Source organism: Janibacter terrae (genome assembly GCF_039636765.1).
Lineage (GTDB): Bacteria > Actinomycetota > Actinomycetes > Actinomycetales > Dermatophilaceae > Janibacter > Janibacter terrae.
Genome location: NZ_CP144167.1, coordinates 19878 through 42017 on the forward strand (window position 1 = coordinate 19878; position 22140 = coordinate 42017).

The 22140-nt window shown below is 71.7% G+C and carries 21 protein-coding genes; 15 read left to right on the top strand and 6 right to left on the bottom strand.

What is annotated here, in order from left to right; all coding sequences use genetic code 11:
• Window positions 1-5 precede the first annotated feature (5 nt).
• Both V3C34_RS00110 and pdhA read right to left on the bottom strand, forming a co-directional pair.
• Window positions 6-995, bottom strand: coding sequence for an alpha-ketoacid dehydrogenase subunit beta (locus V3C34_RS00110; protein ID WP_068424226.1), 990 nt, complete (start codon window positions 993-995; stop codon window positions 6-8).
• On the bottom strand, window positions 992-2227 hold the full coding sequence (pdhA, locus tag V3C34_RS00115) for a pyruvate dehydrogenase (acetyl-transferring) E1 component subunit alpha (RefSeq protein WP_169702040.1): 1236 nt from the start codon (window positions 2225-2227) through the stop codon (window positions 992-994). The genes V3C34_RS00110 and pdhA overlap by 4 nt, the downstream gene beginning before the upstream one ends.
• 173 nt (window positions 2228-2400) lie before the next feature.
• Here pdhA and hisC point away from each other — a divergent pair, with 173 nt between their 5' ends.
• A complete protein-coding gene (hisC, locus tag V3C34_RS00120) occupies window positions 2401-3474 on the top strand; it encodes a histidinol-phosphate transaminase (protein WP_068328903.1) in 1074 nt (357 codons plus the stop codon).
• A gap of 75 nt (window positions 3475-3549) precedes the next feature.
• On the opposite strand, the gene V3C34_RS00125 is transcribed toward hisC, so the two are convergent.
• The gene (locus tag V3C34_RS00125) at window positions 3550-4488 is read right to left on the bottom strand and encodes a hypothetical protein (protein ID WP_068328900.1); all 939 of its coding nucleotides are present in this window, start codon (window positions 4486-4488) and stop codon (window positions 3550-3552) included.
• Between the two features lie 142 nt (window positions 4489-4630).
• Complete coding sequence (locus V3C34_RS00130; protein WP_068424332.1) at window positions 4631-5029, bottom strand: phage holin family protein; 399 nt, start codon at window positions 5027-5029, stop codon at window positions 4631-4633.
• A 138-nt stretch (window positions 5030-5167) separates the two neighbouring features.
• On the opposite strand from V3C34_RS00130, the gene V3C34_RS00135 reads away from it, so the two are divergent.
• The 12 genes from V3C34_RS00135 to V3C34_RS00190 all read left to right on the top strand — a co-directional run bounded on the left by V3C34_RS00135 (window position 5168) and on the right by V3C34_RS00190 (window position 19905).
• Window positions 5168-6931 carry a substrate-binding domain-containing protein gene (locus V3C34_RS00135; RefSeq protein WP_346007757.1) on the top strand — a complete coding sequence of 588 codons (1764 nt, stop codon included), beginning with the start codon at window positions 5168-5170 and terminating at the stop codon, window positions 6929-6931.
• A gap of 118 nt (window positions 6932-7049) precedes the next feature.
• Complete coding sequence (locus tag V3C34_RS00140; RefSeq protein ID WP_346007758.1) at window positions 7050-7940, top strand: ABC transporter substrate-binding protein; 891 nt, start codon at window positions 7050-7052, stop codon at window positions 7938-7940.
• 17 nt (window positions 7941-7957) lie between these two features.
• Entirely contained in the window at window positions 7958-8953 is a 996-nt protein-coding gene (locus tag V3C34_RS00145; RefSeq protein ID WP_068329410.1) for an amino acid ABC transporter permease, read from the top strand.
• Complete coding sequence (locus V3C34_RS00150; RefSeq protein WP_346007759.1) at window positions 8950-9768, top strand: amino acid ABC transporter ATP-binding protein; 819 nt, start codon at window positions 8950-8952, stop codon at window positions 9766-9768. The genes V3C34_RS00145 and V3C34_RS00150 overlap by 4 nt, the downstream gene beginning before the upstream one ends.
• A gap of 22 nt (window positions 9769-9790) precedes the next feature.
• The gene (locus tag V3C34_RS00155; RefSeq protein ID WP_345913156.1) at window positions 9791-11062 is read left to right on the top strand and encodes an MFS transporter; all 1272 of its coding nucleotides are present in this window, start codon (window positions 9791-9793) and stop codon (window positions 11060-11062) included.
• Window positions 11063-11162: 100 nt separating this feature from the next.
• Window positions 11163-12746: an alkaline phosphatase D family protein gene (locus V3C34_RS00160; RefSeq protein WP_346007760.1), complete on the top strand. Its 1584-nt coding sequence runs from the start codon at window positions 11163-11165 to the stop codon at window positions 12744-12746.
• Window positions 12747-12917: 171 nt separating this feature from the next.
• Window positions 12918-14357: a cytochrome ubiquinol oxidase subunit I gene (locus V3C34_RS00165; protein ID WP_346007761.1), complete on the top strand. Its 1440-nt coding sequence runs from the start codon at window positions 12918-12920 to the stop codon at window positions 14355-14357.
• A gap of 15 nt (window positions 14358-14372) precedes the next feature.
• Window positions 14373-15410: a cytochrome d ubiquinol oxidase subunit II gene (gene cydB, locus V3C34_RS00170; protein ID WP_068328879.1), complete on the top strand. Its 1038-nt coding sequence runs from the start codon at window positions 14373-14375 to the stop codon at window positions 15408-15410.
• Window positions 15411-15412: 2 nt separating this feature from the next.
• Entirely contained in the window at window positions 15413-16990 is a 1578-nt protein-coding gene (gene cydD, locus V3C34_RS00175) for a thiol reductant ABC exporter subunit CydD (RefSeq protein ID WP_346007762.1), read from the top strand.
• Complete coding sequence (gene cydC / locus V3C34_RS00180) at window positions 16987-18657, top strand: thiol reductant ABC exporter subunit CydC (RefSeq protein ID WP_346007763.1); 1671 nt, start codon at window positions 16987-16989, stop codon at window positions 18655-18657. Before cydD ends, cydC begins: the two co-directional genes overlap by 4 nt.
• On the top strand, window positions 18632-19051 hold the full coding sequence (locus V3C34_RS00185; protein ID WP_082807726.1) for a BlaI/MecI/CopY family transcriptional regulator: 420 nt from the start codon (window positions 18632-18634) through the stop codon (window positions 19049-19051). The genes cydC and V3C34_RS00185 overlap by 26 nt, the downstream gene beginning before the upstream one ends.
• Window positions 19048-19905 (top strand): M56 family metallopeptidase, encoded by an 858-nt coding sequence (locus V3C34_RS00190; protein WP_068328870.1) that lies wholly within the window; start codon window positions 19048-19050, stop codon window positions 19903-19905. The genes V3C34_RS00185 and V3C34_RS00190 overlap by 4 nt, the downstream gene beginning before the upstream one ends.
• 26 nt (window positions 19906-19931) lie before the next feature.
• On the opposite strand, the gene V3C34_RS00195 is transcribed toward V3C34_RS00190, so the two are convergent.
• Window positions 19932-20405, bottom strand: a complete 474-nt coding sequence (locus V3C34_RS00195) for a hypothetical protein (protein ID WP_068328867.1) — start codon at window positions 20403-20405, stop codon at window positions 19932-19934.
• A gap of 139 nt (window positions 20406-20544) precedes the next feature.
• Between V3C34_RS00195 and V3C34_RS00200 the strand changes: the two genes are divergently transcribed.
• Entirely contained in the window at window positions 20545-21273 is a 729-nt protein-coding gene (locus V3C34_RS00200) for an AIM24 family protein (RefSeq protein WP_068328865.1), read from the top strand.
• A 51-nt stretch (window positions 21274-21324) separates the two neighbouring features.
• Complete coding sequence (locus V3C34_RS00205) at window positions 21325-21597, top strand: hypothetical protein (protein ID WP_082807725.1); 273 nt, start codon at window positions 21325-21327, stop codon at window positions 21595-21597.
• Here V3C34_RS00205 and V3C34_RS00210 read toward each other — a convergent pair whose 3' ends face one another.
• On the bottom strand, window positions 21598-22068 hold the full coding sequence (locus V3C34_RS00210; protein WP_346007764.1) for a MarR family winged helix-turn-helix transcriptional regulator: 471 nt from the start codon (window positions 22066-22068) through the stop codon (window positions 21598-21600).
• Window positions 22069-22140 lie beyond the last annotated feature (72 nt).

Sequence of the window (22140 nt, forward strand, 5' to 3'; positions counted from 1 at the left end):
CCTGGTCAGTGGGCGAGCGAGCGGTCGACGGCGTCGAGGACCCTGTCGAGGGTCGGGAGGAACTCATCCTCGAAGCGGCTGGGCGGGTACGGGATGTTGTACCCACCGACCCGGAGGACGGGCGCCTCGAGGTGGTAGAAGCACTCCTCCTGGATGCGCGCGACGATCTCCGCGCCCAGGCCGACGAAGGTGGACGCCTCGTGGACGACGACCGCCCGGCGAGTCTTCTTGACCGACTCGATGATCGTCGGCAGGTCGAGCGGGCTGAGGCTGCGCAGGTCGACGACCTCGAGGTCGCGGCCCTCCTCCTGCGCGGCCGCAGCCGCCTGGAGACAGGTCTTGACCATGGGGCCGTAGCAGAGCAGTGTCGCGTCGCTGCCCTCCCGGACCACACGGGCGTCGTACAGACCGAGGTCCGGGGACCCCCCTTCGTCGATCTCGGTCTCGCCGCGCTCGTGGTAGCGACGCTTGGGCTCGAAGAAGATCACCGGGTCGTCGGTGCGGATCGCCTGCTGGATCATCCAGTACGCGTCCGCCGCGTTGCTGCAGGAGACGACGCGCAGGCCCGCGGTGTGCGCGAAGTAGGCCTCGTTGGACTCGCTGTGGTGCTCGACCGCGCCGATGCCGCCGCCGCAGGGGATGCGGATGACCATCGGCACCCGGAGGTGGCCGAGGGAGCGGGCGTGCATCTTGGCGACCTGGCTGACGATCTGGTCGAAGGCCGGGTAGACGAAGCCGTCGAACTGGATCTCGACGACCGGGCGGTACCCGCGCAGGGCCAGGCCGACCGCGGTGCCGACGATGCCGGACTCGGCGAGCGGGGTGTCGAGGACGCGGTGCTCGCCGAAGTCCTTCTGCAGCCCCTCGGTGATGCGGAAGACGCCGCCGAGCTTGCCGACGTCCTCACCGAGGAGGACGACCTTGGGGTCCTCCTCCATGGCGCGGCGCAGCCCGGCGTTGAGGCCCTTGGCCAGGGACAGGCGGGTGCCGGTCATGCCCGGCCTCCTTCCTCGGCGAAGCCGGCGTGGTAGGCGATGAACTCCTCGCGCTCCGCGTCGACGAGCGGGTGCGGCTCGGTGTACTGGTGGTCGAACATCGTCGACAGCTCAGGATCCGGCATCTCCTGGCAGGCCGTGCGGATCCGGGCGGCGACCTCGTCGGCCTCCGCGTCGACGGCGGCGAAGAAGTCCGGGTCGGCGTGGCCGCGCTCGGCCATGAAGCCGCGCATGCGCTTGATCGGGTCCTTGTGCTTCCAGATCTCGACCTCGGCGTCGCTGCGGTACTTCGTCGGGTCGTCGGAGGTCGTGTGCGCACCCATGCGGTACGTGTACGCCTCGATCAGGGTCGGGCCCTGGCCGCTGCGGGCCTTGTCGAGCGCGTGCTTGGCGACCGCGTAGCTGGCGAGCGGGTCGTTGCCGTCGACGAGGACGCCGGGGAAGCCGAAGCCGCGGGCGCGCTGGTAGGGCGGGATGATGAACTGCTTGTCGTTGGGCTCGGAGATCGCCCACTGGTTGTTCTGGACGAAGAAGACGACCGGGGCGTTGCTCACGGCCGCGAAGACGAGGGCCTCGTTGAAGTCGCCCTGGCTCGTGCCGCCGTCGCCGGTGAAGGCCATGACCGCGCAGTCGCGCTCGGGGTCGCCGGTGCCCACCGCGCCGTCGGCCGTGATGCCCATCGCGTAGCCGACCGCGTGGAGCATCTGGTTGCCGATGACGATCGTGTACAGGTGGAAGTTGTTCGCGTTGGAGTCCCACCCGCCGTGGTTGACCCCGCGGAACATGCCGAAGAGGCTCACCGGGTCGACGCCGCGGCACCAGGCGACGCCGTGCTCCCGGTACCCCGGGAAGGCGTAGTCGTGGGGGCGCAGGGCGCGGCCGGCACCGACCTGGGCGGCCTCCTGGCCGAAGAGGCTCGGCCACAGACCGAGCTCGCCCTGGCGCTGCAGCGCGAAGCCCTCGGCGTCGATGCGCCGCACGAGGACGAGGTCACGGTAGATCGTGCGCGCGTCCTCGCTCGTCATGTCCTCGACGATCTGCGCGTACGGCTCGTTGGTCGCGTTCGTCGCGAGCCGGTTGCCGTCGGCGTCGACGAACTGGACCATCTCCGGGTTGTCGTCGGAGAAGTGGCCGGTGATCGCCGACGGGGGCTTCGGGCCGCTCTCCGGCGAGGGCTCGAAGGCCCCGGCCATCTGGGTACCGGCGCGGCCGGTGACCTCGTTGTCACTCACGGTTGGTGCTCCCTTCGGCCCGGCACGGGGGTCGCCCGCACCGCGGCTGTGCTGCGTGCGGCGGGTTGTGACCCGAGCCACAGATCTCTGGTGGGGGCCAACCTAGCGTCTCACCCACTGGACACCAAAAGCGCTGGCGCGGGCTCACCGGGGAGGGCGTTAGGGTGCCGCGCATGGACACCCCGCGGCTGCGCCCCGCCCTCGACCAGGTCCCTGCGTACGTGGCCGGGAAGCCGCCCGTCCCCCGCGAGGGCCTCACGGTCTACAAGGTGTCGTCCAACGAGAACCCCAACCCGCCGCTCCCCTCGGTCGTCAAGGTCATCGAGGAGGCGGCGACGCAGGTCAACCGCTACCCGGACATGGGCGTCACCGCCCTCACCGACGCGCTCGCCGCCCACCTCGCCGTGCCCCGCGAGCAGATCGCGACCGGCACCGGCTCCGTCGGCGTGCTCGCCCAGATCATCCAGTCGACGTGCGACCCGGGTGATGAGGTCGTGTACGCGTGGCGCTCCTTCGAGGCGTACCCGATCGTCGTCGCGATCGCCGGTGCGACGTCCGTCCAGGTCCCGCTGACCGCCGACCACCGCCACGACCTCGACGCCATGGCCGCCGCGATCACGGACCGCACACGGGTCGTGCTCGTCTGCACCCCCAACAACCCCACGGGCCCGTCGGTGCAGCACGCCGAGCTCGAGGACTTCATCGCCAAGGTCCCGAAGGACGTCCTCGTCGTCGTCGACGAGGCCTACCTCGAGTTCGTCGAGGGCGAAGGGGAGGTCGACGGCCTCGACCTGCGCCGGCGGCACGACAACGTCATGCTCCTGCGCACCTTCTCGAAGGCCTACGGCCTGGCGGGCCTGCGCGTCGGGTACGCGGTCGCGCCGGAGCCGGTGGCCGAGGCGCTGCGCAAGACCGCGACCCCCTTCGGCGTCAACCTCATCGCGCAGGCCGCGGCCATCGCCTCGCTCGAGGCCCAGCACGAGCTCGACGTGCGGGTCAAGGAGATCGTCGCCGAGCGCGGTCGGGTCCTGGACGCCCTGCGCGAGGCGGGTTGGGAGATGAGCGAGAGCCAGGCGAACTTCGTGTGGTTCCCGCTCGGCGCGCGGACGCCCGACTTCGTCGCGGCCTGCGGCGAGGCCGGGCTGTCGGTGCGCCCGTACGGCACCGACGGCGTACGGGTGACGATCGGCGAGCCCGAGGCCAACGACCGGCTCATCGAGGTGGCTCGGGCCTTCGGCCCCGCCTGATCCGGCCGGGAGGCTGCATTGCCCTAGGGGAATGCAGACGAACGGTCGGCGTGGGGTCCGGGCACGAAGGGGGGCTCACGCCGGCCCGGCCACCGCGACGGCGTCGCGGACGCGTCCGAGCAGGATCGAGGGATTGTCGAGATCGCCCCAGCCGATCCGCACGAAGACCCACCCCTCCGCCTCGAGCGCGGTCTGCCGCGCCAGCTGCGCCTGCATCACCTCGGGGCCGGTGTACTTGACCTCGCCGTCGAACTCGATGGCGACCTTGCGACCCCGCAGCGCGAAGTCGAGCCGGTACCAGCGACCCCCGGCCCGCACCCAGACCTGCGGGTCGTACTCCCAAGCGCCCAGGCGCAGGACGGCGGCGGTCAGCGTCTCCCCCGGCGACTCGTGCCGGGGGTCGACGTGGGCCAGGGCACGACGCGCCGCCGCGACACCTCGCGTCCCGGACCGCACCCGGAGGCCCTCCTCGAGGTCGGCTACCGTGCACAGCCCGTGGCGGACTGCATGGTCCGCCGCCACGAGCGCCCCCGACGGGCTGTTGGCGGCGGCCATGCCCACGATCGCCGTCGCCGGGTCGACGACCCGCACCCGGCCGCCCACCAGAGGCACGTCGATGAGTCGGCAGTCCGCCCCCTTCGCCGCGAACTCGCTGACGCGCACGCTGCGGCGGGTCCGGCCGTGACCAGCACCCAGGACCGCGATCTCGACGGTCGCGAGGTCGCACCGGGCGATCGGCATCCCGTGGAGGAGCACCGCGGAGACGCGGCAGGCCGCGGCGCCGTCCCCGAGGAGTCGCAGGTTGGCGGCCACGCGCAGGACGTGGCGCTCCTCGTCCGTCGCGTCCGGGCGGCACGAGTACCACCCCGGCGCCGGCCGCCAGATCAGCTCGCGGCGGACCAGGGCGGCCAGGTCGTGGCCGGAGATCGCTGCGTCATGGGCCTGCGCGGTCGAGAAGAGCGCCAAGTCCTGGAAGGCGGAGATGTCGACGTGCCGCGGTCTGGTGGGGGCCATGGACCCACCGTGGCCGAATCCTGAGTCACGCGCGGCGACTTGTCCACAGGCAGCCCCAGAGGGGTGCATTGCCCTAGGGGAATGCAGCCTCTGGGCGACCGCTCGTCTGCATTGCCCTAGGGGAATGCAGGGGTGCGGGGCCTCAGCGGTCGAGGTCCTCCTTGTCGGGGAGGACCCAGTTGAGGACCATCGAGACGATGGTGATGACGAGCGCGCCGATCACGGCGTCCCACCAGAAGTCGGTGATCTCGAAGCTCAGCCCGAGCGGCGAGGCGATCCACTCCGTCAGCTGCAGCAGGAAGGCGTTGACGACGAACGTGAACAGCCCGAGCGTGAGGACGATGGCGGGGAAGGCGATGACCTTGGCGATGGGCTTGACGACCGCGTTGACCAGACCGAAGAGCAGCGCCACGAGGACGACCGTGGCGAACGTCGAGGCGAAAGTCGCATCGTCCTCGGCGAGGACGATGCCGTCGATGAGCCAGGCGGCGACCCACAGCGCGACCGCGTTGACACCCGTGCGGATGAGGAAGTTGGTCATGCACGCCAGCATGGCAGGTGGGTGACGATCCGCACACGGCGCCGACGAGGCCGTCCGGCGCGGTCCGTGGGCCATACTTGACCGGCCGGTAACCAAGCGCCCGGTAGGCACGGCACGGCACGGCACGGAGGAGAAAAGATGAGTGGCGACGGCCGCCCCGACCGCCCCACGCGGCGACACGACCTGTGGGACGAGGCAGAGTCCTCCCAGACCTCCCAGACCTCCCAGACCTCCCAGACCTCGCAGACCGCCCGGACCGCGGAGCCGCCCCGCTCCCGCCGGGAGCACCGCGCGAGGACGAAGCGCTCCCGCCGCGGCTGGCTCGTCCCCCTCGCCATCGTCCTCGTGCTCGCCCTCTGCGGTGGCGGCGCCTTCGCCGCCCTGCGCGGCGGAGACGACGTCGCCGGTTGCGGCGGCACGACGATCACGGTCGCCGCGACCCCCGAGATCGCCGGCCCCCTCGAGGAGGCCCTGGCCACGGTGAGCGCCCGGGACGAGTGCGCGGAGTTCGAGGTGAGCTCGACCTCCGCGGCACAGGCCGCCAAGGACATCAGCGAGAGCAACGCCCCCGACGTGTGGATCCCGGACAGCTCGACCTGGATCGACGCCGTCGACTCCAGCCGGTCGCGCGGCCAGTGGCTGGAGGGCCAGTCGATCGCCTCCTCCCCCGTCGTGCTCGCCGCTGGCACCGAGCTCGACGACGAGGTCGGCCCCGTCTCGTCGTGGGGCACCCTGCTCAACACCGAGGGCAGCGTGCACATGGCCAACCCCGAAGTCGACACCGCGAGCCGACTGGCCTTCCACGCCAGCCGGATCGGCCAGCCCGGCCGCATCGGGCTGGACACGGGCAAGCGCCTGATCTTCATGTCGCGCTTCGCCGCGCCCTCGCTCGACACGCTCTTCGCCGACTACCGGGCGGACACCAGGACGTCCGAGCCCTTCCCCGCATCCGAGCAGCAGATCGCCGCGTTCAACGACGAGAACCCGCAGGTCGCCCCCCTTCGCGCCGTGATGCCGAAGAAGGGGACGCTGACGCTCGACTACCCGTGGATCATCAACCCGGCGCTCACCGGTGATGCCCTCAGGACCGCCGACAGCGCGCGGACCCGGCTCGGCACGCTCGAGGTGCGCGAGGCGCTCACCGAGGCGGGCTTCCGCGACTCCAGCGGTCGGGGCGGCCCCCGGGTCGACGGCCGCGCCGCGGCAGAGCTCACCGAGCTCGAGCCGCTCGACCGCGACGAACGCCTGGCCGCCGTCGAGCAGTGGGACCTCATGCGCACCGACATGCGCATGCTCGCGGTCATCGACGTCTCCGGCTCGATGGAGTGGGACAGCCCCACCCCCGGCCTGACCCGCTGGGACGTCACCCAGGGTTCGCTGCAGAAGGGGGTCGACATCCTGCCTGCGGGCAGCCAGGTCGGCGGCTGGATGTTCAGCAGCGACCTGACCAGGACCGCCGACCACCGCGAGCTCGCGCCCATCCGTCGGCTCGACGCCACGGTCGGCAGGGGCACCCAGCGCGACACCCTGCGACGGCTCGTCGGCGACGGTGACGAGTACATCGGCGGGGACACCGCGCTGTACGACACGATCTGGGCGGCCCACCAGAAGATGGTCAAGGAGTACGACCCGGACTACGTCAACTCGATCGTCGTCTTCACCGACGGGGAGAACGACGACCCCAACGGTGGCCTGAGCCTGAAACAGCTGCTGAGGAAGCTCGACGACTCCTACGACGCCGAGCGCCCCGTCCGCGTCATCACCATCGGGATGGGCGAGGCCAACCCCACGGCCCTGCAGAGGATCGCCGACGAGACCGGCGGCACGAGCTACATCGCCGAGACGCCGGGGGACATCGAGCGGGTCTTCGTCCAGGCGCTCCTGGCGCGTGGCCGCAGCTGACCGGAGTCACGGCTGAGTGACGGTCGCGGCGGGGTGCTCCCCGTTGGGACCGGCACGATGGCACGATGTCCCGCACCGGGCACGTACCCAGTGCCCCTCGTGCATCTGGAGGACCACCATGCGCCGTGCCCACGTCGCTCTCTTCACCACCCTCGCCCTCGGGACGGCTGCCCTGTCCGCGTGCGGTTCCGACACGCTCGAGGGCAGCGGGGGCGGGTCCGACTCCCCCACGTCGGCCGCCGAGGTCTCGGTGGACGAGGACGTCGCGTCGCTGGTGCCGGAGGACGTCAAGAGCAAGGGCACGCTCAAGGTCGGGTCCGACGCCTCGTACGCGCCCAACGAGTTCCTGGGTGACGACGGCAAGACCGTCGAGGGCATGGACGTCGACCTCTTCGACGCCGCCGCGGCGAAGATGGGCCTGAAGACCGAGTGGAGCAATGCCCCCTTCGACTCGCTGATCCTGGGCGTCACCTCCGAGAAGTACGACGTCGCGGTCAGCTCCTTCACGATCAACGACGAGCGGAAGAAGTCGGTCAACATGATCAGCTACTTCGACGCCGGCACGCAGTGGGTCACGACCAAGGGCAACCCGGCCGAGGTCGACCCCAAGGACCCGTGCGGCAAGACCGTCGGCGTCCAGAAGGGCACCGTCCAGCTCGACGAGCTCGAGGCGCTCAACAAGAAGTGCGACGACAAGATCAAGCTCGTCATCGAGCAGGAGCAGTCGAAGGTCACCGCGAGCCTCGTCTCCGGCAAGACCGAGGCGATGGCGGCCGACTCCCCGATCAGCCTCTACGCCGTCAAGCAGCAAGGTGACAAGCTCGAGGCGCTCGGCGAGACCTACGACTCCGCCCCCTACGGCATCGTCACCCCCAAGGGCCAGGAGAAGTTCGGCGAGGCCATCGCCGCCGCCTTCGAGAGCATGAAGGAGGACGGCTCGTACGAGGAGATCCTCAAGAACTGGGGCAACGAGTCCGGCGGCATCGACGAGTTCGCCGTCAACCCCTGATGACCGCGGACCACAGCGTGAGAGTCCCCCCGACGCCCGGCGAAGGGGGGACCTCCGCCGCTCTCGACACGGGCCCGATCAAGGCCGTCCCCGTGCGCCATCCCGGGCGGTGGGTCGCCCTCGTGGTCATCGGCATCGTCTTCGCGATGATCATCAGCAGCTTCGTGACCAACGAGCGCTGGGACTGGCCCTTCGCCTTCCAGGTGATGAACTACAGCCCCGTCCTCGAGGGGCTGCTCAAGGGCACGATCCTCGCGACGATCGGCTCGATGATCATCGGGGTGAGCCTGGGCATCGTCATCGGTGTCATGCGGCTGTCGGACAACCCGGTGCTGAAGCTCGTCGGGTTCGCGTACACGTGGTTCTTCCGCGGGATCCCGCGCCTGGTGCTCGTCGTGCTCTTCGGTACCGGCATCGGCTACCTGTACCCGCGCTTCGACATCGGCCCCTTCCCCTTCAGCCAGCAGCTGGCCGGGGCGCTCGGGCTGAGCAGCGACCTCACGATCCTCACGCTCAACGTCAACGACATCAGCAACACGCTCATCTGGGGCATCATCGCGATGGGCCTGTCCGAGGCGGCCTACATGGCCGAGATCGCCCGCGCCGGGATCATGTCGGTCGACGAGGGGCAGCGCGAGGCCGCCGCCGCGCTCGGCATGAAGCCGAGCCTGTCGATGCGCCGGGTCATCCTGCCGCAGGCGATGCGGGTCATCATCCCGCCCACCGGCAACGAGACGATCGCGATGCTCAAGGACACCTCGCTGCTCATGGCTCTGCCCCTGAGCACCGAGCTGTTCTTCCAGGCGCAGGCCATCGGCAACCGGACCCTGAAGATCATGCCCACGCTCATGGCGGCCTGCATGTGGTACCTGGTCATCACCTCGGTCCTCATGGTCGGTCAGTACTTCCTCGAGCGTCGCTTCGGACGCGGCTACGGCAACACCGCCACGCAGACCTCGACGGACACGACGAGGACCCGCCTCATGGGTCTGACGATCGGAGGCGGCAAGTGAGCCAGCCACTCGTGCGCGCGGCGCAGGTCCGCAAGTCCTACGGCAGCAACGAGGTGCTCAAGGGCATCGACATGGACGTCGCGGCCGGTGAGGTCGTCTGCCTGCTCGGGCCGTCGGGCTCGGGCAAGACGACCTTCCTGCGGTGCATCAACCAGCTCGAGGACATCCAGGCCGGCCGGATCTGGGTCGACGACGACCTCATGGGCTACCGCGACACCGGGACGCCGGACGCCTCCAAGCTGCACCGGCTCAAGGACAAGGAGATCGCCGCCCAGCGCCGGGAGATCGGCATGGTCTTCCAGCGGTTCAACCTCTTCCCCCACATGACGGCGATCGACAACGTCATGGAGGCCCCGGTCAAGGTGCAGAGGCGACCGCGGGCCGAGGTGCGCGCCGAGGCGCAGGAGCTGCTCGACAAGGTGGGTCTCGCCGACAAGGCGCACGCCTACCCCAACCAGCTCTCGGGCGGGCAGCAGCAGCGCGTCGCGATCGCGCGGGCGCTGGCCATGAAGCCCAAGCTCATGCTCTTCGACGAGCCGACCTCCGCCCTCGACCCCGAGCTCGTCGGTGAGGTCCTCGAGGTCATGCGAGACCTCGCCGGGCTGGGCATGACGATGATCGTCGTCACCCACGAGATGGCCTTCGCCCGCGACGTCGCCGACCGGGTCGTCTTCATGGACGACGGCGTCGTCGTCGAGCAGGGCGTGCCCAAGGACGTCATCAACAACCCGCAGCACGCCCGGACCAAGGACTTCCTCAAGCGCCTGCGCTCGGAGCACGAAAAGGTCGCCGAGGCGGCCGCGGAGCTCATCTGACGGCGGAGCGTAGGGTGACGCGGTGCGTCGCCTCCGGGGCCTGCTGGCCGACACCCGCCCCCTCCAGGTCCCGGCGTACCGTCGTCTCTTCACCGCCCAGATCGTCACGGTCATCGGGGCGCAGCTGACGGTCGTCACCGTCCCGGCGCAGATCTACTCGATGACCGGGTCGAGCGCCTACGTCGGGCTGACCGGGCTCTTCGGGCTCGTGCCCCTGGTGGTCTTCGGGCTCTACGGCGGCTCGCTGGCCGACCACTTCGACCGACGGCGGCTGCTCACGGTGACGACGTGGGGGCTGATCCTCACCTCCGCGGCGTTCTGGGTCCAGGCGGCCCTCGGCAACACCAATGTCTGGCTGCTGCTGTCGATCTTCTCCGTGCAGCAGGCCTTCTTCGGCGTCAACCAGCCGACCCGCTCGGCGGTGCTGCCGCGGATCCTGCCGGTCGAGCTGCTGCCGTCGGCCAACACCCTCAACATGACGGTCTTCACCGGCGGCGCGATCGCCGGGCCGCTCGTCGGCGGCGCGCTCATCCCCGTCCTGGGGTTCTCGTGGCTCTACCTCGTCGACACACTCTTCCTCTTCGCCACGCTCCGCGCGGTGATCTCCCTTCCGCCCCTGCCGGTCGAGGTCGTCGCCGGCTCCTCCCCCGGCGTCCGCTCGGTCGTCGACGGGTTCGCCTACCTCGCGACGCAGCCGGTGCTGCTCATGTCCTTCGTCGTCGACCTCATCGCGATGGTCTTCGGCATGCCCCGCGCCCTCATCCCGGAGATGGCCCACGTCGACTTCGGCGGGCCGGCCGAAGGCGGCCTGGCCTTCGCCGTGCTCTTCGCGGCCATGCCGATCGGTGCCTTCCTCGGCGGTGTGATGTCGGGCTGGGTCTCCCGGGTGGAGCGGCAGGGGCTGGCGGTCACCGCCGCGATCCTCGTGTGGGGTGGCGCGATCATCGGCTTCGGTGTCGCCGTCGCGCTGGCCGACGGCCTCGTCGTGCCGTGGCTGGCGATCGCGTGCGTGTCCTTCGCCATCGGCGGCGCGGCCGACACGGCGTCCGCGGCCTTCCGCTCGACGATGCTGCAGACCTCCGCGACGGACGCGATGCGCGGGCGCCTGCAGGGCGTCTTCGTCGTCGTCGTGGCCGGCGGGCCCCGCGTGGCCGACGTGCTGCACGGCCTCGTCGCCGGGGAGATCGGCACCGCGGCGACGACCATCGGTGGCGGCGTGCTCGTCATCGTGCTGACGCTCGTCGCGACCGCCGTCAGCCCTGCCTTCGTGCGGTACCGGGTGCCGCGGGCCTGACTGTTCGCTGACCGGGTCTTCATGCCCGGACCACGAAGGGGGAGGGTCTGGTTCATGCGGCCTGCCCGGTGGGTTCACGTCGCTGCGGGAACGTGCCGCCATGACCCTCTCCCGTCGCCACGTCCTCGCCGGCGGTCTCGCCGCCGGCACCATCGCCACGACCTCCGCGGTTGCGTCCGCCGCCCCCGCCACCTCCCTCCTCGTCGCCACCGGACCGATCCGGGATTCCCCCTTCGCCCTCGGGATCGCGTCCGGCGACCCGACCCCCTCGGGCGTCGTCCTGTGGACCCGCCTGGCGCTCGAGCCGCTCGCCGAGGACGGGAAGGGAGGCATGCCCAGCCGTGCAGTCGCCGTCCAGTGGGAGGTCGCGACCGACGAGGGGATGGGCCGCCCGGTCGCGCGCGGCACCGCCGTCGCCCGTCCCGAGGACGCGCACGCCGTGCACGTCGAGGTCGAGGGGCTGCGTCCCGGCCGCGAGTACTGGTACCGGTTCCGCGTCGACGGCCACCTGAGTCCCGTCGGACGCACCCGGACCGCCCCGGCGCGGCACGAGCTGCCCTCGTCCCTGGCGATGTCCTTCGCGAGCTGCGCGCACTTCGAGGCGGGGTACTTCACCGCCTACCGCTACCTCGCCGACGACCAGCCGGACCTCGTCCTGCACCTCGGCGACTACCAGTACGAGGGCAAGGGCAACCCGACCGCGGTCCGCACGCACGCGGGCACCGAGACCGTGACCCTCGGCGGGTACCGGCTGCGGCACGCGCAGTACAAGGCCGACCCCGACCTGCAGACGGCGCACGCCGTCGCCCCCTGGCTCGTCGTCTGGGACGACCACGAGGTCGACAACAACTGGGCGGCCGGCATCCCGGAGAACCAGCGCGCCGACCAGTGGAACGACACCCCCGAGCGCTTCCTCGCCCGCCGGGCCAACGCCTTCAGGGCCTACTACGAGAACATGCCGCTGCGCCGCTCCTCCCTCCCGAACGGTCCGGACATGCGGATCTACCGGCGGATGCAGTGGGGTCAGCTGGCCAACTTCCACATGCTCGACACCCGCCAGTACCGCGACGACCAGGCCTGCGGGGACGGGTGGGACACCAACTGCGCGGAGGCGAGCGACCCGAGCCGCAGCCTGACCGGCGACCAGCAAGAAGCCTGGCTGCGCGACGGCTTCTCCCGCAGCCGCGCCCGCTGGGACTTCCTCGGTCAGCAGGTCTTCTTCGCGCAGCGCGACGGCAAGGTCGAGCCGGAGCTGCTCCACACGAGCAACGACAGCTGGGACGGGTACACCGGCTCGCGCGACCGGGTGACCCAGGCCTGGGTCGACGCAGGCGTGCGCAACCCCGTCGTGCTCACCGGCGACGTGCACAAGCACTGGGCCGCGGACCTCAAGGCCGACTACGCCGACCCCGACAGCGCCGTCGTCGGGACCGAGCTCGTCACGACGTCCATCACCTCGGGCGGCGACGGCAACGGGGCGTGGTCGGACCCGATCATGGCGTGGAACCCGCACCTGAAGTTCTCCGGCAACCAGCGCGGGTACGTGCGCACGACCGTCACCCCCACCTCGATGCGCGCGGACTTCCGCTCGCTCGACAGGGTGACGACCCGCGGCTCCGCGGTGCGGACCCAGGCGAGCTTCGAGCTCGCGGACGGCCAGCGGGGGCTGCAGCGGGTGGGGTGACCCCCCTTCGCTCGACCCGACAAACCTCGCCTTCGCAAGAGTTTCAAACTCTTGCGAAGGCGAGGTTTCTCGGGTCACCCGAGAAACCTGGGACGGACGAGGTTTGGACCCGCCCCGCAACAGGCGTACCGTCTACGACGATCTGTAGTACTAGACGTCGTAGGAGATGCGATGGACGTGCTCGACCTCGCGCGGTGGCAGTTCGCGATCACCACCGTGTACCACTTCTTCTTCGTGCCGGTCACGATCGGCCTGTCGGCGATCGTGGCCTGGTACCACTCGCGGTGGATCCGCACGCGCGACGAGGGCCACCTGCGGATGGCGAAGTTCCTCGGCAAGCTCTTCACGATCAACTTCGCGCTCGGGCTCGTCACGGGCATCGTCCAGGAGTTCCAGTTCGGGATGAACTGGTCCTCCTACAGCCGCTTCGTCGGGGACATCTTCGGTGCGCCGCTCGCGCTCGAGGCGCTGCTCGCGTTCTTCCTCGAGTCGACCTTCCTCGGCCTGTGGATCTTCGGCTGGGGACGCATCCCCGAGCGGTTGCACGCCGCGACGATGTGGATCGTGCACATCGGCACGCTGCTGTCGGCGTACTTCATCCTCGCCGCCAACTCCTTCATGCAGCACCCCGTCGGCTACCGGATCAACCCGGAGACCGGCCGCGCCGAGATGGCCGACTTCCTCGCGATCCTCACCAACAAGGTCCAGCTCGTCGCCTTCCCCCACGTCATCACCGCCTGCTACCTCGTCGGTGGCGCGCTCGTCATGGCCGTCGCGCTGCACAAGCTGCGCCTGCACCGGGCGAAGGGGGGACCCGACGCCGACCGCAGGATGTACCGCCACGCGGCGCGCCTCGGGGCCGTCGTCGTCCTCGTCTCCGGCATGGGCGTCGCGATCAGCGGCGACCTCCAGGGCAAGGTGATGACCGAGGTCCAGCCGATGAAGATGGCGGCGGCCGAGGCCCTGTACGACACCCCGCCCGCGGGTGAGTGCGCCCCCTTCTCCGTCCTGACCGTCGCCGGGCTCGGCGGCGAGGACCCCAAGCACGTCATCGAGATCCCCTGCCTGCTCTCCTTCCTCGGCACCGGCAGCTTCGACGGGCAGGTCCGCGGCATGGTCGACCTCGAGAACGAGTACCGAGCGACCTTCTCCGACGGCGAGCTGACGCAGGCCGGCACCTACATCCCGCCGATCGCCATGACCTACTGGAACTTCCGGCTGATGATGGCCACCGGCTTCTTCGCCATGGCCGTCGGCGCGTGGGTCCTGTGGGCCACCCGCAAGGACCGTGTCCCGATGCAGCGCTGGGTCCAGGCCCTCATCGTGCTCACCCCGATCGCGACCGTGCTCGGCCACAGCTTCGGCTGGATCTTCACCGAGGTCGGGCGCCAGCCGTGGGTCGTCTTCGGCGAGATGGCCACGCACACCGCCGTCTCCCCGAGCGTGGGCAGCGCCGACGTGTGGACCTCGATGATCGTCTTCACCCTGCTGTACGGCGGGCTCGCGGTCGTCGAGGTCAAGCTCCTCCTGTCCTACATCCGCCGCGGCGCCGACCCCTTCGAGGAACCCCGCCTCGTCGAGGACGACGAGCCGCTCGAGTTCGCCTACTGACCCGGGAGCACCGACATGGATCTCATCACCATCTGGTTCGTCCTGCTGGCCGTCCTATGGACCGGCTACCTCGTGACCGAGGGCTTCGACTTCGGGGTCGGCATGCTGCTGCCGGTGCTCGAGGGAGAGCACGACGAGGAGGACCGCCGCCGCACGATGCTCACGACCATCGGCCCCCACTGGGACGGCAACGAGGTGTGGCTGCTCACCGCGGGCGGCGCGACCTTCGCGGCCTTCCCCCACTGGTACGCCACCATGTTCTCCGGCATGTACCTCGCGCTGTTGCTCCTGCTCGTCACGCTCATCCTGCGCAACATGGGCCTGGAGTACCGGCACAAGCGCCACGACGCGGAGTGGGTGCGCCGCTGGGACCTGGCGATCGTCGCGGGCTCGTACATCGCCCCCTTCCTCGTCGGGGTGGCGCTCACCAACCTCGTCGCCGGCCTGCCGATGACCGAGCACACGATGGGCAGCACGCGGTACACGGAGTTCGACGGGTCGCTCCTCAGCCTGCTCACGCCGACCGCGCTGCTCGGTGGCCTCACCCTCACCGTCCTGTGCATGGCGCACGGCGCGCACTTCCTCGCGCTGAAGACCGACGGGCCGATCCGGGCAGAGGCGCGCGCGGTCGCGACCAGGGCCGGCCTCGTCTCCGCCGTCCTCGCCGTCGCCCTCTTCGCCACCCTCGGCCTGCAGCGCGGGACCGCCGGCTCGTGGGTGGTCGCGGGCCTCGCCGCCGTCGCGCTCCTCGCCGCCATCGCCGCCAACGCGAAGGGGGCGGAGGGCCTGGCCTTCACCGGCACCTCCGTGACGATCGGCCTGACCGTCGTGAGCTACTTCCTCATGCTCTTCCCCAACGCGATCAACGGTCGGGGGGACAGCGCCGACCTCACCCTCGACGCCGCCGCGAGCTCGCCGCTGACCCTCGAGATCATGACCTGGGCCGCGGTCGTCTTCACGCCGATCATGCTCGCGTACACGGCGTGGACCTACTGGGTCTTCCGCCGCCGCCTGACCGTCGAGCACCTGCCGCAGCGCGTCGAGGTGCACTGACGATGCGTCCCTTCGACCCGCGCATCCTCCGGGTGGTCCCGGCCACCCGGAGGCCCGTCGCTGCCCTCGCGGGCATCGGTGTGGCACAAGGCATCTCGACCATCGCGACCGCCTTCGCGCTGGCCGCACTCGTCGTCGCCGTCGTGCGGGGGGAGGCGCTGCTCGAGCCGGCGCTGTGGACCGGCGGGCTGTTCGCCCTTCGTGCCCTGCTGGGTGCGGCCTCGGAGACCATCGCCGCCCGCTCGGGTGCGCTCGTCGCGACCCGGCTACGGGAGCAGCTGCTCGCCGTCTGGCGCGAGCGGACGATCGACGAGCGGCCCTCCCGGGACGTGGCGCTCACGCTCGCGACCCAGGGCACGAGCACCGTCGAGCCGTACATCGCGAAGTACCTGCCCGCCCTCGTCTCGGCCGCGGTCGTGCCACCGCTCGCGGTCATCTGCCTCGTCGTCGTGGACTGGCCGAGCGCGCTCGTCGTCGTCCTCACGGTGTGGCTGCTGCCGCTCTTCGCGGCACTCATCGGCGCGACGACGCAGGAGGACACCGACCGCCGCTGGGGTGCGCTGACGGACCTGGCCGGGCACTTCCTCGACGTCATGCGCGGGTTGCCGACGCTCGTCGCGTACGGGCGCGCGGACCGACAGGTGGAGACCATCGGCACGGTGAGCCAGCGCCACCGCCGGGCGACGATGCGCACGCTCCGCCTGGCCTTCATGTCGGCCGCGGCGCTGGAGCTGCTCGCGACGATCTCGGTCGCGATCGTCGCGGTCGCCGTCGGCCTGCGCCTCACCCACGGCTCGATCGCGCTCTCGGTCGGGCTCACCGCGATCCTCCTCGCGCCCGAGGCCTACTGGCCGATCCGGCGCGTGGGGACGGAGTTCCACTCCGCCGCCGACGGCGCCGCCGCCCTCGAGGAGGTCCTCGCCGAGCTCGAGCCGCGCTCGTCCGGGACGGTGCGGGCGAAGGGGGGCGCGACGGGCGGGGTCGAGGTCACCGGCGTCGACTACACCTACCCGGGCACGAGGCACCGCGTCCTCCAAGGCGTCGACCTCACCGCCGGTCCGGGTCTGACGGTCGTCACGGGCCCCTCCGGGTGCGGCAAGACGACGCTGCTCGAGGTCATCGCGGGGATCCGCCGACCCGATGCCGGCGAGGTCCGCACGGGCGAGGTGCACCTCGTGACGCAGCGGCCCTTCCTCGGGGCCGGGAGCCTGCGGGCCAACCTGACGATCGCCGGGCCGGTCGACGACCACGAGATCTGGCGCGTGCTGCGCGAGGTCGGGCTCGACGGCGCCGTCGCGGCCCTGCCCGACGGGCTCGACAGCCCCATCGGCGACGACGGCTTCGGGCTCTCCGCGGGCCAGCGGGCCCGGCTCGTGCTCGCCCGCGCGCTCCTCTCCCCCGCGCCCGTCGTGCTCCTCGACGAGCCGACCGCGCACGTCGACCCCGCCTCCGCCGCTGCCATCGGCGAGGTCATCGCCGGCCTCGCCCGCCGGCGCACGGTCCTGGCCGTGACGCACCAGCCCGACCTCGTCGGCCGCGCCGGCGCGCACGTCCGCCTCGGGGAGCTGGTGGCCCGATGAGCCCGCGTCTGCCCCGCCCCCTTCGCCTCGACCGCGGACTGGTCGTCGCCGGCCTCCTCGGCGGAGTCGCCACCGCTTCCGGGATCGCCCTGACGACGACCTCGGGGTGGCTCATCGTCCGAGCCGACCAGCGACCCCAGATCATGCTGCTGCTCACCGCGATCGTCGCGGTGCGCACCTTCGGCCTGGCGCGCCCGGTCTTCCGCTACTGGGAGCGCCTGCGCAGCCACGACGCCGCGCTGGCCGACCTCGCCGAGCGGCGGACGGCCACGTACGCCGCGCTCGTCCCGCTCACCCCCGCCCGCCTCGGCTCGCGGGGTCGCGCCGACGTGCTCACCGGCGTCGTCGACGACCTCACCGAGGTCGTCGAGGCCTCGGTGCGCGTCACCGTCCCCGCACTCTCGGCCCTGCTCGCCGGGGTCCTCGCCGCGGCGCTCACCGCGCTCGTCGACCCGCGCGTCGGGCTCGTCCTCGCTGGCATGCTGCTCGCCGCCTGCGCGACCGCGCTCGTCGCCGACCGGCTCGAGTCGCGGGCGCAGACCTCCGTGCTCGCGGCGCGGGCCGAGACCGCCCGCGTCGCCCACCTCACCGCCGAGCACGCCGACGAGCTGCGCTCGATCGGGGGCGGCGCGACCGCCGACCGTTGGTTGGCGAAGGCGCACGAGCGGCTGCGCTCGAGCATCGCCCGCCAGGCGCGTGGCCGCGCCCTCACCGCCGCGATGGTCCTCGTCATCACCGGCACGGCCACCCTCGCCGCGGCGGCCCTCGCCACGACCTCGGGTGCCGACACCCCGGTCATGGCGCTGCTCGTCCTCGCGCCCGTCGCGACCGGCGAGGCCCTCGGCGTCCTCACCGACGCCACCCGCGCCCTCGCCCGGGCCCGGGCCTGCCAGCAGCGCCTGGACGCGCTGCTCGACCAGGAACCGGCGGTGGCAGGAGACGGGCGCCGGCCCGTGCACCTGCACTCCCCCGAGGCGACCCGGACCCGCGCACCGCGCCTCGAGCTGCGGGGCGTCACCGCGGGCTGGACCGGGGCCCGGACCGACCTCGGTCCGGTCGACCTCGTGGTCGAGCCCGGCGAGCACGTCGCGCTCACCGGGGCCAACGGCGCCGGCAAGTCCACCGCGCTCGCCGTGCTCGCCCGCCACCTCGACCCGACCGGCGGCACGTACACCGTCGACGGCGCCGACGTCGCGGGGCTGGCGCTGCAGGACGTGCGCGGGCTCTTCGCGATCGTCGACGACGAGCCGCACGTGCTCGCGGCGACCCTGCGCAACAACCTCGCGCTCGCGGCGCCGGAGGCGGACGACGAGGTGCTCGTCGACGCCCTTCGCCAGGCCGGTCTCGGCGCCTGGTTCGACGCGCTCGAGGACGGCCTCGACACGCGGCTCGGCACCCACGGGCTCGGCGTCTCCGGCGGCGAGCGCACCCGGCTGTCGATCGCCCGCGCCATCGCGAGCGGCCGTCCCGTGATCCTCCTGGACGAGCCCGTCGCGCACCTCGACCACCCGACCGCCGACGCGGTCCTCGCGGACCTGATGCGTCACGCGCGCGGTCGATCGGTGATCATGGTGACCCACCACGACGTCGGCCTGGACCGCATGGACCGGGTCGTCACCATCGAGCAGGAGGGGGCGTCCCGTGCCCAAGAACGCATCCCTGGGTGACCTCGAGCAGGCGATCATGGACGTGCTCTGGGCCGAGGACGCCGCGCTCACCGTCCGCGAGGTGCTCGACCGGCTCGCCGGCCGCGACCCCGCGTACACGACCGTGATGACCGTCCTCTCCCGCCTCGAGGCGAAGGGGGTCACCACCCGCGAGCGCGACGGCCGTGCCTGGCGCTACCGCCCGGCCTCGAGCCGCGAGTCGCTCACCGCCGAGGCCATGCGCAGCCCGTTGCACGACCTGAGCAGCGCGGACCGGCAGGCGGCGATCCTGCACTTCCTCAACGAGGCGAGCCCTGACGACCTCGCTGCCGTCCGCGAGGCCATGGCCGAGGTCGAGGCGAAGGGGGATCGCCCCCGACGCCGCGGCAGGGGTGCGGCAGACTCGCACGGGTGATCGCCGCCCTGCTGCTGCTGTGCGCAGCGGCACTCCTCACCGCACCTCGCCTGCTCGTGCGCATCGAGCGCCTGCGCCGCAGCCCGCGCGCAGCCCTGCTCGTGTGGCAGTCGCTCTCCCTCTCCGCGGTGCTGTGCCTGCTCACCGCCGCCCCCGTCGCGTGGCTGCGGCCCCACCCCCTGCCGACCGTCCCCGGGGTCGTCGTGCTCGTCGTCGCGACGATCGCCTCGACCGGCGTGCTCGTGCGGCTGCTCGGCAACGGCCACAGCGTCGGCACGCGGATCCGGGCCGCCCGCGCCGCGCACCGCCAGCTCGTCGACATCGTCGGCCGGCACGAGGGCGACCACACGCGGGTCCTGCCCTCCCACCGGCTGTCGGCCTACTGCGTCCCCGGCGCCGGCTCCCGGCTCGTCATCACCGAGGCCGCGCTCGCCGCGCTGCCCGACGACCAGCTCACTGCCGTCGTCTCCCACGAGGAGGCCCACCTGCGCGAGCGGCACGACCTGGTGCTGGAGTTCTTCACCGTGCTGCACACGGCGACCCCCGCGTGGTTGCGCACCGACGCGGCGCTGCGCGAGGTGGCCCTGCTCGTGGAGGTCCTCGCCGACCGCGCGGCCCGCGAGGAGGCCGGTGAGGTCGCGCTGGGTCGCGCGATCCTCTCCCTCGCCGAGGCCGCCGGCGCGAGCGAGCCGGGGGTCCTCGGGGTCAGCGCGGGCGCAGGCGCCGCCGCCACCCGGATCCGGCTGCTCGTCGCCGACGACCCGGCCCCGTGGCAGACGTTCGTGCTCTACGGCATCTGCGTCGCGGCCTTCGTCCTGCCGGCCGGGCTCGCGACAACCGTCGCGGTCAGCTGACCGAGGCTCCCCCCTTCGGCCCGGTCCTACTCGTCGTCGCGGGCGCGGACGGGCTGCCAGCGCACAGGACCGGCGCTCCCCTGCTGCGGTGGGCCCCACGTGCCACCGATGCTCGGGGGCGGCGGAGGGGTCGGGCGCGGACCGGTGGTCCCGTCGGGGTCGCTCGGCGCCCACGTGCTCTCCGACGCGCGCGGCTGGCCGAGGAAGTCCCCGTGCCGGCCGGCGCGCTCCGGCGGCGGCTGCGGGATCCCGTCGGAGCCGCCGGGTCGCTGCGGGACGGGCGGCGCACCCACCGCCGGCTGCCCGGTCGTGCCGAGGACGAAGTCGCGGATCGCCCCGCGCTCCTCGTGCCCGCGCAGCACCGCGAGCAGCTGCCGCTGCGCCGCCGGGTCGACCGCCCGGCCGGTCGCGGCGAGGTACGCGAGCAGGCCGAGGTCGCGGTAGTGCCGGTCGATCTCGCCGAGCTCAGCCCCTGCGCGGGCCTTGTCGAAGAAGCTCATGCGCGTCCCTTCGCTGCGGTGGCTGTCCCCCCTGCGTCATGGGGAGCTCTCACCCTAGATGCCCCCGGGCGCGCCCTCTACAGTTTGCAGGGTCGGCGCCCACAGGGGGACGCCGCGACTGCCGAAGGGGCCCACAGACATGCCGATCCACGGTTCGCTCTTCCAGGAGTTCAAGGAGGAGCAGAGCACCGACCAGTTCTCCCTCCAGAACAAGAAGCTGCTCAAGATCCAGATGGGCCACGGCCCGGTCATGGCCCGCACGGGCTCGATGGTCGCCTACCAGGGCGACATCCGTTTCGAGAACCAGGGCTCCGGCGGCCTGGGCAAGATGCTCAAGAAGGCCACCACCGGCGAGGGCGTCAACATGATGACCTGCTCCGGCCAGGGCGAGCTCTTCGTCGCCAACGAGGCGCAGGAGATCCAGGTGATGTACCTGGAGAACGACATGATCTCGGTCAACGGCAACAGCATCCTCGCCTTCTCCTCCTCCATCGACTGGGACATCCACCGCATCCAGGCCCGCGGCGCGGCGATGACGGGCGGCCTGTACAACGTCACCCTGCGCGGCAGCGGCTACGTCGCGATCACGACGAAGGGAGAGCCCGTCGCCCTCGACGTGGGCAGCGCGCCCACCTTCGGTGACGCCCAGGCGGTCGTCATGTGGACCGGTGGCGTCCGGATGGACATCAGGGTCGACACCGGTGGCCTGAAGTCGATGATCCGCGGCGGCACGGGCGAGACCTTCCAGATGGCCTTCGGCGGGCAGGGCTACGTGCTCGTCCAGCCGGCCGAGTCGGTCACCGACGGTGGCCACCAGAGCTCCGGCGGCGGGGGTGGCAGCAGCCTGTCCGACCTGCTCGGGGGCTGATCGGCGGCACCGCCGCGCACCACCCGGGGTCGATGGGAGAGAATCGGCGGCATGACTGACCTGCCCACCGCCGGGGACTCCGGCTGGAGCGACCCCGACACCCTCGGGGCGATCCCGCCCGTCATCGCCGTCACCTACTGCGGACACTGCGGCGACTCCGCCAACCGCGGCAACCACGTCCTGTGCCGCCAGCGGTTGGCCGTCGAGCCTCCCGTGCACTGCACGACGTGCCGACGCGAGCTCGCCGTGGAGCGCGACCGGTCCGGCTGGACGGGGACGTGCAAGAAGCACGGCGAGACGAGCGGGACGCTCGAGACCGCCTGATCAGCAGGAGCCGTCACCGAGGAGCTCGGTGAGGGCCGCCCGCATCGCGGCGACCTCGTCGCCCCCGATGCGGGCGGCCCAATCCTCCTCGACCTCGACGAAGAGGCGGCGGACGACGACCTGGGCGCACTCCCCCTTCGTCGTGAGGCTGACGACCCGGGCGCGCTGGTCCTCGGCATCGCGCCCGACGGCGACGAAGCCGTTGCGCTCGAGGTGGGCGATCTGCTGGCTCACCGCCTGCTTGGTCACGCCGCAGCGGTCGACGATCTCGCGTGCGCGGCGCGGTCCGTCGGAGAGGTGACGCAGGACGTTGCTGGAGTGCGCGAGCGAGAGGTGCTCGATCTCGGAGGCGCGTAGCCGGTCGTCGAAGTCGGCGACGAAGGCCGCCTGCGCCCTGGCGAGGAGGTTGACGAGCGGGGGTGCGCCGTCCGCGCCGGCGCAGGCTGCGGGGGCGAGCTCGTCGGGGGTCATGGGCCAAGAGTAGGGCATTGGTCAAGGACTTGACATTATCGAGGACGAGCGCGCACCCTTTCTCTGGTCAAG